Below are 12,893 nucleotides of genomic sequence, written 5' to 3'. Positions count from 1 at the left end.
GGGTACCCTTAAAAACGAGCTTGTCCATCATTGTCAATTTGCAACTAGGAGGGAGACATGGACTGAAGAATTAATATCTTTAAGCATCATTACAACTTTTAGAAGTTTTTTAAGACATATCTTTTGATGATATCAATCCTTTGTCAGGCACATAGAATAAAGAAATGTCAATCTGCTCTTTAGCTATCTGTGGCCTGCATCCGAATTTTAGTTCTTGATCGTCGCATTTGATTATAATGAGACCAGATGTAAATATATTACCTTTTATATCAGCCTTGATATTTTTTAATCTATTTGAGATATCTTTTTTTTGATTAGTGATAGTTTGAAATTCAGTCTGTGCTGTATTATAGCCATCCAATAGAGGAATTAGTTGCATAGTTTTTTTGGTAATGTTATAAAATTGATGTCCATATATTTTAATCCAATTTTTAACTTCTTCAGTTACCTTAAATGGAGAATTATAACCTTTAACCATTCCTATTAAAATATCTAATAGTGAAATAAGTATTTTTTTTTGTTGTTTGTCTGTTTCTGTAATCATCAGTTTGATTTTTTCAATCAGTATAATTATCATTTCACGTATATCTTTTATTATATTTTCCAGTAAAGCTAAAATTTTCGATGCTTTTTCATTTAATTCTCTCAGTTCATTAAAAATAGTCTTTCCTAGATTTATTTCTACTATATTTCTTATACTTACACCATTCATCTCAATTTTTTCTGCTATAATTTGTAGATATGCACATAGAATTTCTGTTTTGTCTTCTTTTTGTAATATTAGATGTCTTGTAGTAATTTTGGAATGTACAATTTCTTTTGTAATTTTAATCATTTTTTCTGCTTGCAAGATTGCATTTGAAACTATTGCTATATCTATTAAGTTTCCTGCCTTTGCTTCAGTTTTAGCAAAATTTGCCTTTATTATTTTAGATGCTTCTATTTTTTTGCACTCTATTGCTCCATCAACTGTTAAATTGCCATTTACAAAAATTGAAATTGGACCGCGAATGTCTCCTTGGACAAACATGTCAGCCATTGATGTTATTTCGTCTGGATAATCTACTATATTGGCTGGCGTTAGATTGAGCGGTAGGATTTTTATGTGATTGAGTATTGATATCTTGGTTAGGTTCTGAGGTCTTCTTAATTTGTCTTTAAATTCAGCAAATATAATGCCATGATTCAGTGAATATACTGCTGTACATGAACGGTCTTTATCTTGGGATGCACAGGTTTTTTCGACGATACCTTCACCTAATTCCAGCATAAACGGTTTGCCTGGTTTCGGCAGTATAGGAGTGCCGAAGACGTCCAGGCCTGGCGATCCAGCGGTTGGTCCATAGATATTGAGAAGCAGTTCATTTCCTTTTGTCTGTGGTAGATATTGAAGATCTTTTAAATCAAATGCGCTGTCTCCTTTAAAAGATACGGCATTTGGCATGAAACTATAGTCAAAATAGATAGCCGCCTCCCCATCCTCTCCGTTTGAAGGCGGCTCGCCAGTGATGGTCAGATTTCTTGCCGTCACCACGCAATTTACATTTATCGTTCTGAAGCGCGGCAGGCCTTTTATTATGGTATCGACCTGGAAGACGAATTTTTCTTGGGCGCCTGACCTTATTTTTTCATATATTTCCCCTGGCATGTCTATGTTGAATCTCTTCAACACGATCCTGATCGCTTCTGCCAATATGGCTTCATCGAACATGCCGACCGGTGGAAGGGTCATAAACGAGGCCTGGATGCTTTCATCAACAAATACCTCAAGCATGGTATCTGAGATGGCGTCTGCAAGGTATGCCGGAGATTTGAGCAAGTCGTCTTTCATGATGTTTTGCCAATCTGGGGACCGATGGCGGCAGACCCACATGCGCCGCATCTTTTACAGGCAGGGGGATTGCAGAAACCTGTTTGCCTGGCCGCTGCAGCCTTTCTCCATTCCATGGCAAGATAATCCTTCCTTACCCTATGTTTGATTATCTCCCATGCCAAAATGGCACCTATCTCCCTGCCGCTAAGATATTTTTCGGCAAACAGGTCATTTTTGTTTAATATCATATGCAACGAGGTCCTGGAAAGCGCTATTTCTTTGACAACTGGTGCAAGCAATCTGTCCCCTCTGCTCAGGAGGGCCTGGAGTCTTGCGTTTTTAAAAGGCTCCATACGTATAATAACATTCGGAAGCCTTAATCCGTCTTTTAGAATCCTGATCCTTTTTATCATGGTCTTTTCATCGGCGAAGGCCGCCCATTGGAATGGAGTCCAGGCCTTTGGGACAAAAGCGCTCACGGATACGGTTATATTGCCAAGCCGTTTGTTGGCCTGGCCGATTGGCCTCATGGTCAAGCGTATCCTGTCTACGAGTTCCACGATGGCCAGCGCATCTTCATCCGTCTCAAACGGGAGCCCAAGCATGAAGTAGAGCTTAAGGTTCGGCACGCCGCCTGAGGCTATCGCATCGACAGCTATAAGTATCTGGTCATCAGTAAGATTCTTGTTTATCGTACGCCTCAAGGCTTCGGATCCGGCTTCTGGTGCAATGGTAGCCACCTTGGCCCCTGATGCCCTGAGCAACCTTACAAATGACGGAGTTACAGCGTCAGCCCTCAATGATGAAAACGAAAGCCTTAAGCCCTCTGACGTAAGCCGCTCGGAAAGCCATTCTATCTCATCCAGCCCTAGATATTCAAGACCTACTAGTCCGATATCCTTTGCATCTTTGCGTTGCGCAAGGGCGGAGGCTACCGCCTCCATGGGCCATCGGCGCGGTGGACGGTAGACAAACCCTGCGGCACAGAATCTACAGCCCCGTCCGCAACCCCTTGAGACCTCGACCATGAACATATTTGGAAAGGCCGAATCGGATGAGATGATCTGGGTGTGCGGTGCGATCTCGGGCCTGTCAAGAAATACGGCAGGGGCGACCGGTATATTAAAGCCGTCCTCATGCCCCCAGCCTGTGAGTGCGCCGTCCTTGTGGATAGGCGTGTATGCCTGCGGGACATAAACCCCATTCATGCGCGCAGCCAGTTCCCGCAGTCGTTCTCTTCTTGAGGCCTTGGCATCCTCAAGCGCAGTCAACACAACCGTAAGTTGCGGGGTCATGGCCTCTATATCTCCGAGCAGAAATATGTCTATAAACGCCGCTACCGGTTCTGGATTTATGATCGTTGCAATCCCGCCAGCTATAATGACAGGGTCTCCTTCGCCTCTTTCATTGGAATCTAACGGGATGCGGGCAGAGGCCAAGGCCTTTACGAGATTTGGATAGCTTGACTCAAAGCTTATCGAAAAGACGATTATCCTGAAGTCTGTAAGCGGTCTTCCTGATTCCTCTGAGAGCAGGGCATCATTTAGTGGGTCAAACGGTGGCCCAGGCACGAAAAAACGTTCCGCTACTACTCGATCATCGCTATTGAGTACGCCATATACTGTTTGGAGGCCCAGGTTGGCCATGCCCAGTTGATAGGTATCTGGGAAGACCAGAGCGATAGGCGTCCGCCCGGTTCGTTTTTTGCGGATCGCTCCCTTTTCAATCCTCTTCGTCTTGTTCCATTTTTGCGAGGTCTTCAAATCTTATATCCATGCCCAGTATGCCAACGATTTCGTCTTCGTTGTTCAATATGGGCGCTGAGACGGTTATGCATAGGGCACCTGTGATCTTTGAGGTGTAAAAGTCAGAGATATAGACCTTACCGTTTTGCATGGGTTCTATGAACCATGGGCGGTCGGAGAAGTCCTCGTCAAGCCTAAAGGTTGTATATTTAGCCCTGTATTTTAAGTGTGTGATGTTACGCGTGATCTTCTTGCCATCGGCATTAACGACATAGAGAAATTGGATAAACGGATAATCGTCTATGACCTGTTTCAGAGTTGGTTCTATCCGTGCAGGATCCATTGACCTGATCTCCGGTCCTTCCACAAGTGAACCTATAAGGTGGAAGGCAAGGTCATGGGCCTCTGCCTTGAGTTCATCAAAGTCTGATTTAAAGAGTTCCGGGATATATTTCCTTGCCAAGACCTCCATTTCCTCGTCAGACATCGATGTAACCCTGCCCTGTTCATATTGTTGCATGATCTTTTTATATATTTTAACGACGCCAGGGTGTTTTTTGTCCACCATCTTTTCATCAGTGACCCCTAGCCTTGTATTGACCCAATGGGCTATGCCGGCCGTGCCGGCCTTGTCGGAAATGTTAACGGAGACCGGGCGACCCAATATCTTGGCTGTGTCGAAGATGTTGTATATTTCTTCGTTTTTCAAAAGGCCGTCGGCATGGATGCCTGCACTGGTCGTATTGAAATCTGCCCCGACAAGGGGATAGTTTTTAGGTATATGTACGCCCAATTCCTTTTCAAAGTAACTTGCCATTTCCGTTATAGCCAGGGTGTCTATTCCGTCATCTGTGGCCCTCAGGGCCATTCTTTCTATCAGAAGCGCTTCGATAGGCGTATTGCCGGTTCTTTCTCCGAAACCGAGGAGCGTCCCGTTCACTGCCTCGCAGCCATAGAGCCATGCCGTCACCGCATTTACAAATCCCTTATGGAAGTCGTTATGGCCGTGCCACTCAAGGAGTGCACCTGGGACCCCTGCATCGTCGATCATAGCCCTCGCAAGGCCAGCGACGCTTCTCGGTAAGGCGGCCCCTGGGTATGGCACACCCAGACCAAGGGTATCGCAGAGCCTTATCTTTATATCTATCCCGCTTTCCTCCCTTAGTTTCATAAGCTCGATGGCGAATGGGACGCAAAAGCCATAGATGTCGGCCCTGGTTACGTCTTCAAAATGGCATCTTGGCCTTATCCCCAACTCCAAGGCAGCTTTTACTATGGCAAGATATGAATCCAGCGCCTCCCTCCGGGTCTTGTTGAGTTTTAGGAATATATGATAGTCGGAGGCGGATGTGAGTATCCCAGCCTCCCTCAGACCCATATCTTTTACGAGTTTGAGGTCTTCTTTTTTCGCCCTTATCCAGCCGGTTATCTCAGGGAACTCATAGCCCTTTTCAAGACATTTTGCGACCGCCTCCTTGTCTTTGTTTGTATAGAGGAAGAACTCGGATTGCCTGATTATGCCGCGCGGTCCGCTGAGCCTCTTTAAAAAGTCGAATATCCTGCAGATTTGCTCCACTGTGTAGGGAGGGCGGGCCTGTTGCCCGTCCCTGAATGTCGTATCGGTGATGAGCATCTCTTTAGAAGGGGATGGAATGAGATATTTGTGTTCGAAATCAATGCGGCAGACCTCACTGTAAGGGAATATCTCACGCATGAGATTGGGTTCAGACACATCCTGGAGCCTATGGCGCCAGTGTTTGCTGTGCACATGATCCAGCAGTCCGCGATCAGGATTCCATTTTGCCATACTACACCTCCTTTTTGTCTGGATTCCAACCCGGCCTGAGATAAAGCTCGGCAAGCTGAGTCATGCTCACCTCTGCAGGTGCATGGGTGAGTAGGCACTGGGCCTTTTGGGTTTTAGGAAAGGCTATTACATCCCTTATGGTCTCCAAGTTTTTCATGAGCATCACAAGACGGTCAAGGCCAAAGGCTATACCGCCGTGGGGCGGCGCACCGAATTCAAGGGCCTCAAGGAGAAATCCGAACTTGTCCTTCGCCTCCTCTTCAGGTATCGAAAGTGCCTCGAATATCTTTTTCTGAAGCGGGTATTGATGGATGCGGATACTCCCACCCCCTATCTCAATACCGTTGAGTACCAGGTCATAGGCCCTTGACCTTACAGACGCCGGGTCCTTTTCAAGGATATCTATATCTTCGTTTTTCGGTGCGGTGAATGGATGATGGACTGCGACGAAACGTTTTTCTCCCTGATCATATTCAAACAACGGGAAGTCGGTCACCCAGACAAAATCAAAAACCTCTTTTGGGATGATCCCCCTCCGCCTTGCGATCTCAAGCCTGAGTTCGCCAAGGACTTTATATACGACAGGCTTCTGATCGGCCCCGAAAAACAAGATGTCTCCGGTTGCAGCGTCGAGCCGCGACTCTATCGCACGTTTTTCGTCTTCGGTGAAAAATTTTGCAATCGGGGATTGCCATGAACCATCTTCTTTTATCTTTACCCACGCAAGTCCTTTCGCGCCGAATCCCTTTGCGAATTCTGTAAGGTCATCCAGATCTTTTCTTGAGATATCCGTCATTCCTTTCCCGTTTACGGCCTTGACCACCCCGCCTGATGCTGTTGCGTTTGCAAATACGGAAAATCCGCACCCTGCTGCTATATCGCTTATATCCCTCAGCTCAAGACCGAAGCGGACGTCAGGGCGATCGGTTCCGAAGCGCTCCATGGCCTCGTTGTATGTGAGCCTTGGAAAAGGCGTCGTCAACCTCTTCCCTGTGGTTTCTCTGAATATGTGAGAGATCAGGCCTTCTATGAGGACGATGATGTCTTCCTCATCTACAAAGGAAAGTTCTATATCGAGTTGAGAGAATTCGGGCTGACGATCGGCCCTTAGATCTTCATCCCTGAAACAACGTACTATCTGGTAGTATCTCTCCAAACCGGCTACCATGAGCATCTGTTTGTAAAGTTGCGGCGATTGCGGAAGGGCATAGAAGCAACCCGGGTTCAGTCTGCTCGGGACAAGATAATCTCGGGCGCCCTCAGGTGTGCTCCTGGTCAGGACGGGCGTTTCAACCTCGATAAAGTTATGGTCGTTTAGATATGAACGCGCGGCCTGGCATACCTTGTGGCGGAAGATGATGTTTTCCATCATCTTGGGCCTCCTGAGGTCTAGATAGCGGTATCTGAGCCTCAAGGTCTCTGATGGCTCTGCCTCATCGTCATCCAGTGGAAACGGTGGGGTATTGGATGTGTTCAATATCCTCAATTCGTTGCAGGCTACTTCTATCATGCCGGTCTTTATCTTAGGGTTTTCCATCCCCTCAGGGCGCCTTCTGACCTTGCCCCTCACTGCTATTACATATTCGCTCCTGAGCCTGTGGGCCTTTTTATGGGTCTTGGCGTCCACCTCGGGTGCAAAGACCACTTGGGTGATGCCTGTCTTATCTCTTAGGTCGATAAATATGAGCCCTCCGTGGTCCCTCCGCCTCAGGACCCAGCCCATTAGCGTCACCTCCTGATTAAAGGCAGCCTCCGTGAGGCTCGAACAGTCGTGGGTGCGTTTAAGCCCGTTTATAGAATCCATCAAATCCTTGCGCCTCCTTGCGTTGCAGAGTCGTCAGTCGGCCGTTTATTTATTAATTTCATTCGTATCTCTTTTGTTGCTGGCGTGAAAGCCGTTTCTGCGCGGTGTTATGATTTTTGCCTTTTTTATCTTTAGTGTAATTTCATCAACTATGTTATTATCTATTTGTATTTCCTGCTGTTCATGGGAGACAAGATTTCTCAAGATCAATTTCCCTGAATCTATCTCGTTTTCCCCAATTATAAGAACGAACCTGGCGCCTAATCTATCGGCGTCTTTGAGTTGAGACTTCAGCCCTCTGTCTTCCTCGTAAACGGTTTGTACCTCAAATCCCATCCTTCTTAAGGAATTTATCCATGGAAGGGCCGTTCGTCTCGCCTCTTTTCCAAGGGCAGCTATGAAAAGATCGATATTTTCCGGTGCGGCCTTCCTACCGGACACCATCAATGCTAGACGTTCTAACCCTATTGCCATCCCTACGCCCGGCAAATCAGGCCCCCCAATGGTCTTTAAAAGTCCATCATATCTCCCGCCGGCTGCAACGGCGCCCTGGGCCCCAAGGGCAGACGAGACTATTTCGAATGTGGTCCTTACATAGTAATCAAGCCCCCTTACTAGATAGGGATTGACCGTAAACGGGACATCAGACAGGAGCAGGTAGTCCGACACCGCCTCCATGTGTCGTGTACATGCTTCACATAGATGATCTCTTATGAGCGGCGCAGGCTTTAATGCAACCCTGCATCCCTCTTGTTTGCAATCGAAGACCCGCAATGGGTTGGTCTTGCTCCTCCTTTGGCAGTCGGGACATAGATCTTTTTGTACTTCGTCAAGAAAATCGTCGAGTGTCTTTCTGTAGGTAGTTCTACAGATACGACAGCCAAGGGAATTGATCTCGACCCTTACGTCATCAACTCCGAGTTGTTTTATGACCTCCCAAGGTGCGGCAATCACCTCGGCGTCTGAAAGCGGCGCATCAGTTCCGATTATTTCTGCATCTATCTGATGGAATTGTCTGAGTCTGCCCTTCTGAGGCCGCTCATGCCTGAACATCGGGCCGATGGTGAAGAGTTTCAAGACCTTTGAAGCGGTATAGAGTTTGTGTTCTATGACTGCCCTGATAATACCTGCGGTGGCTTCTGGTCTAAGGCTTATGGAATCGCCATTTCTGTCGGAGAAGGTGTACATCTCCTTTTCGACTATATCGGTATGTTCTCCTATGCCGCGGGTGAAGACATCGGTCCTTTCAAGTATGGGTACGCGTATCTCTCTAAGGCCGAAAGAGGCCAATACCTTCCTAGCAGTCGTCTCTATCCCGCTCCATATGCCGCTTTCGTCCGGCAATATGTCTTTAAAGCCGCGTATTGCGTTTATTGACATCTATTGATCCTTAATCTCAGTGTCGCATTTTAAAATAACGAGAAAAAGGCCGGGATGCACCGGCCTTTTGCACTGGTTATTCTGCGCTGATTTGTTGACTGCTGCTTCCGCCTGCGCTTAGGACGAAGACGTCACCTTTCTAGTAGAGAAATACACATCTGCCTACTTATCATGTTTACAAGCAGGCAGATGGCGGCAGGTAGATCAGCTGTGCTAATCGCAGTTCATGGTTTCGTCTACAAGGTGGCCGTTTTCATAGGTTTTGACGGACACACATCGCTTTGTACCATTGTATCTGTTTGTAGGGGTGGCCTCCACCTTTTGCCAGCCCCCTTCGGAGGTCCGGCGTTCATAAACTACAGGTCTACCCTGATCCCTGGCCTCCATGGCCGCCCTCTTCGAGATCTCGGCCATAGTCCCGCCGGCAACCGCACCGAGGGCACCTCCTATGACAGCGCCGCGCCACGGATTGCTTCTGTCAAGAAGTGCGCCGGCGGCAGCCCCTATAGCGCCCCCTACGCCTGCGCCCTCATAGTTTGACTGCGTAGGAGCGCATCCTGCCATGATACTGCATGAAAAGATAAACGCGGTCAGGAAGGACAGGCCTTTGATCCAGCGGAATCGATTGACCTTTATTGCCGTAATCAGCCGTTCCAATCTTTGTGTTCTTCCCATCATTGTCATCTCCTCTTGTTTTTTGTTGCCCTGTCCAGCGGCGGACAGGTTGTCTTTAAATTTTTGCTGAATATGGTGCACCTGCCTTGTGTATAGGCAGGTCCTAACTTAGGATATAAAATTAAACGAATAGGGTTTAAATAGCAAGATGATGCCGCCCATATTGTTGTCGATCTGCCTCTAATCGACTGAAGCTGACCGGTATCGTTGGGATTATAAGCCATTAATATGACTTTGTTTGAGACTGACTATGATACATTACAGACGTAAATACTATGATATCTTTTCTCATTTTTATGACTGGGTTATCAGTCTGCATTCCAAGGACAAGACCCTTTCTCTGAGACATTACCTTGCCAGGAGTACAAAGGTCAAGCCTGGGGATCGGGCGCTTGATCTGTGTACAGGGACGGGTGCGGTGGCATCGGTTATGTCGGAATATGTACAGGATGGTTTGGTCGTAGGGGCGGATTTTTCTTTCGGGATGTTGAAAAAGGCCATGGAGAAGGCGGACCAAAAAGGTTTGAAAAATATATTTTTTGTCGTTGCCGATGCGGCTGATCTGCCTTTCAAGGCGAATATATTTGATGTCGTTACCTGTTCCCATGCAATTTATGAATTGACAGGACAGACCAGAGGTTCGGCGCTGAAAGAGATAAAACGTATTCTGGCGCCTATGGGTCGTTTCTGTATGATGGAGCATGAGGAACCAAAAAGGCCCATAACAAGATTTTTGTATCACATAAGGCTCCTTTCCATGGGGAAGGAGGGGCGTCGGATAGTTCAAAACGAGATACAGGAGCTGCAGGGTATATTCAGCAATGTCTCCAGGGAGATCACCGCAAATGGAAAGACAAAGCTCATCTGTTGTGAAAGGGATTAAGATTATCTGTTGCCCGGCCGGATCCCCGGCATACTTTTTGATTGAAATCGGGACGATTTCATGATCCTGTGTCAAGGTGTTCCGTTGGGTGCGTAGGCGGCTTGGAATGTCCATAGACTGAGGCTGGATGGAGTGATGCCGAGACATAATAGCCGCTTAAGCACCCAAGGGTAAGCGCCGGCACCAGCGTAAAACCAAATGTCATTTCGCTGACCATAATCACCGATGTGAGCGGGGCATGTGTGACCGCCGCGAGAAAGGCACCCATGCCTACGATGGCGTAGGCATTTTCCGAGGCGCCTGACAGTATCATGTGTATACCAGACCCACCTAGACTGCCAAGCGCCGCTCCTACAAATAGTGTAGGCGTAAACACGCCGCCAACCGCCCCTGAACCGGTTGTTAATATTGTAGCAGCGGTCTTTAGGATAAGGATAAGCAGAACTATGTCCCAGGCATGGGGTCTATGCAGCAGCGAGTTGATTACAGAATAGCCGTTGCCCCAGACCTCAGGACGTATGGTCGAAAGGGTGCCTACCGCAAGCCCGGCTGTTGCCATTTTTATCCAGAGCGGCAGGGTTAGATGTCTGAAGGCGTTATGTGTAGTGTCCATAAGGCGGACAAAAACAGAACCGAGTACCCCGGCGCCGATTCCGAGCAGTGCGACGAGCATCAATTCTGGTGCCGTGGAGAGCTTACCAGGGGCGGCGGCATAGATCGGCCCGACATGGGTAATATGGCGCACCACTAGATCGGATACAGTGGATGCAAGGAGAAGCGGCCCGAGCCTGCTTATGGTGATGCCTCCGAGCACGATCTCCGCTACAAAAAGCGACCCGGCGATGGGTGTGTTGTAGGCGCCGGCTACACCGGCAGCCGCGCCGCATGCGATCAAAAAATGGCGTTCGCTAGGGGCGGAATGGAGCCAGTCAGAAATGGCGGATCCGGTAAGCGCTGCAAGCTGCACCATCGAACCCTCGCGTCCAATAGAGCCGCCCGAGACCACCGATGCAGCCGATGCGGCTGATTTCAGGAGCGAATCACGCGCCGGCAGGTCTCTTCCCGCGACTATCGCCTCCATATAGTCTGCGCCGTTTTTGCCTTTGCCCTGCCCTGCGAGATACTCCAGGATCAAGCCCGCCAGCAGTCCGCCTATGGCTGGCGAGACAGCGCGTAGTAGAGGCGGGAGCATGGCTGCATCCGCCACCAGCCCCAGCCGCGTTCCATAGATGCAGGTTTCGCTGAAGATCAGAAGCCAGCGGAATGACAGTACGGCAAATGCACCTAGTATGCCGACTGCAATCGCAAGGGCAAGCATCCGCAACAGATGTAGATCGGAGGAGGTGTTGTAGGCAGGCTGTGGAAGATCGGAAGGAATCAAGGCTTTCAACGTCTATTTGAGTTGAGAAGGCAAAATGCTGCTATTGCACAAGTCTGCGCCCATGATGTGACCCCCACTTCTATCTCTGGCATGGCGGTATTTAGATCGGTTAGGTCACTAGCTGATTTCTCATCGTGTATAATAATCATATCAAGATGTCAAACATATATCAGAGGCGACATAGACAGTCAAGCAAACCACCTCGGTTTGACGAACGCGCCTCTTTCAATTGTGTGCCTATCCAAATTAGATCTGTAAAACCTTCTGTGGTGATCTCAACTGCTCATGGTCCAGATCTCCTGAGACTATGAAAAAGGACAAATTAATTACGCGGTATAATGGGTCGACAAATATGTTTCATGATACCCTAACATTGCTTTAATCCTTGACAAAGTTATGTCTATCAATGACTATGATCTCCTTAGATCAAGGGATCGTGATCTGGCTGTGATCTAAAATGAATCGCCATAGATATCTTTATAACATCTTTAATTTGCAGCGCCTTTTAGAGCGTTGGCAGCCATCCGAGTCTATGGTGCTGGGCGGAGCGGCCTTGTTTATAGGGCTTGGAAGTGGCGTAGGGGTATGGCTGTTTAAATGCTTGATCGGCCTTGCGCACCTGTTCTTTTTTGAAAGATTGGGTTATTTTTTAAATTTTTTGGGTCCGTGGCGTGTGCTTCCATTGCCGGTTTTGGGTGGGTTTGCAGTAGGCCTGCTTGTATATTTGGTTGGAGGTCAGAAGCGGTTACAGGGTGTCTCGGGTCTTATAGAGGCGGTCGCCATAGCCGGCGGGCGGTTACCCTATATGTTTGCGCCTGTTAAGGCTGTAGCATCCGCCCTTTCAATAGGTTCTGGAGGATCAGTCGGACCAGAGGACCCATCGGTTCAAATAGGTGCAAGTTTTGGTTCAATGCTCGGCCAGAAGCTCAGACTCTCGGACGAGCGTATTAAGATACTTGTAGCGGCCGGAGCTGCAGGTGGGATATCAGCCGCATTCAACGCCCCTATCGCAGGCGTCTTTTTCTCCATGGAGATAGTCTTGGGCGAGATAAGCGGTGGGGCATTGGGCATCGTGATATTGTCATCGGTGATATCTGCAATCTTTACCCAGTGGGCTAGCGGGCCTGAGCCTGCCTTCCATGTCTTTCACCGCTCAATCAGTGCATTCAAAGACCTCCCGCTTTATCTTGGGCTTGGCCTGGTTTCAGGTCCTATCTCAGCCATTTACACAAGACTTCTCTATATATTTAAAGACATGTTTTCGGCATGGCGGTTTCCTGGCTGGCTGAAACCAGCTATTGCCGGCGTGTTTCTGGGGATCATTGGGGTATTTCTGCCGCAGGTCTTAGGAGTAGGCTACAGGACTATAGAAGGGGTGTTGGGCGGGCAACATCTGGGCCTGTTG

9 protein-coding genes are annotated in these 12,893 nt (G+C 48.1%); 2 read left to right on the top strand and 7 right to left on the bottom strand.

Annotated elements, in window-relative coordinates; genetic code table 11:
• Positions 1–109: 109 nt before the first annotated feature.
• From ACP5SG_RS07745 to ACP5SG_RS07720, 6 genes are all read right to left on the bottom strand, one after another.
• Positions 110–1,831: a flagellar assembly protein A gene (locus ACP5SG_RS07745; RefSeq protein WP_237887996.1), complete on the bottom strand. Its 1,722-nt coding sequence runs from the start codon at positions 1,829–1,831 to the stop codon at positions 110–112.
• A complete protein-coding gene (locus ACP5SG_RS07740) occupies positions 1,828–3,576 on the bottom strand; it encodes a radical SAM protein (RefSeq protein WP_237888005.1) in 1,749 nt (582 codons plus the stop codon). The genes ACP5SG_RS07745 and ACP5SG_RS07740 overlap by 4 nt, the downstream gene beginning before the upstream one ends.
• Positions 3,536–5,365 (bottom strand): triose-phosphate isomerase, encoded by a 1,830-nt coding sequence (locus ACP5SG_RS07735; RefSeq protein WP_428123288.1) that lies wholly within the window; start codon positions 5,363–5,365, stop codon positions 3,536–3,538. The genes ACP5SG_RS07740 and ACP5SG_RS07735 overlap by 41 nt, the downstream gene beginning before the upstream one ends.
• 1 nt (position 5,366) lies before the next feature.
• Complete coding sequence (aspS, locus tag ACP5SG_RS07730; protein WP_237888008.1) at positions 5,367–7,169, bottom strand: aspartate--tRNA ligase; 1,803 nt, start codon at positions 7,167–7,169, stop codon at positions 5,367–5,369.
• Positions 7,170–7,214: 45 nt separating this feature from the next.
• Positions 7,215–8,549, bottom strand: coding sequence for a histidine--tRNA ligase (gene hisS, locus ACP5SG_RS07725; RefSeq protein WP_237888010.1), 1,335 nt, complete (start codon positions 8,547–8,549; stop codon positions 7,215–7,217).
• Positions 8,550–8,762: 213 nt separating this feature from the next.
• A complete protein-coding gene (locus ACP5SG_RS07720) occupies positions 8,763–9,227 on the bottom strand; it encodes a YMGG-like glycine zipper-containing protein (protein ID WP_237888012.1) in 465 nt (154 codons plus the stop codon).
• Between the two features lie 235 nt (positions 9,228–9,462).
• On the opposite strand from ACP5SG_RS07720, the gene ACP5SG_RS07715 reads away from it, so the two are divergent.
• A complete protein-coding gene (locus ACP5SG_RS07715) occupies positions 9,463–10,107 on the top strand; it encodes a class I SAM-dependent methyltransferase (RefSeq protein ID WP_428123279.1) in 645 nt (214 codons plus the stop codon).
• Between the two features lie 58 nt (positions 10,108–10,165).
• Here the strand turns inward: ACP5SG_RS07715 and ACP5SG_RS07710 are convergent, their stop codons facing one another.
• Positions 10,166–11,497 carry a chloride channel protein gene (locus tag ACP5SG_RS07710; protein ID WP_237888016.1) on the bottom strand — a complete coding sequence of 444 codons (1,332 nt, stop codon included), beginning with the start codon at positions 11,495–11,497 and terminating at the stop codon, positions 10,166–10,168.
• A 484-nt stretch (positions 11,498–11,981) separates the two neighbouring features.
• Between ACP5SG_RS07710 and ACP5SG_RS07705 the strand changes: the two genes are divergently transcribed.
• Positions 11,982–12,893 (top strand): chloride channel protein (locus tag ACP5SG_RS07705; RefSeq protein WP_428123273.1); only part of this gene is annotated, 912 nt, incomplete at its 3' end.

Source organism: Dissulfurimicrobium sp. (assembly GCF_049968175.1).
GTDB classification, from domain to species: domain Bacteria; phylum Desulfobacterota; class Dissulfuribacteria; order Dissulfuribacterales; family Sh68; genus Dissulfurimicrobium; species Dissulfurimicrobium hydrothermale.
This window is presented reverse-complemented; position numbering and strand designations above follow the sequence as displayed.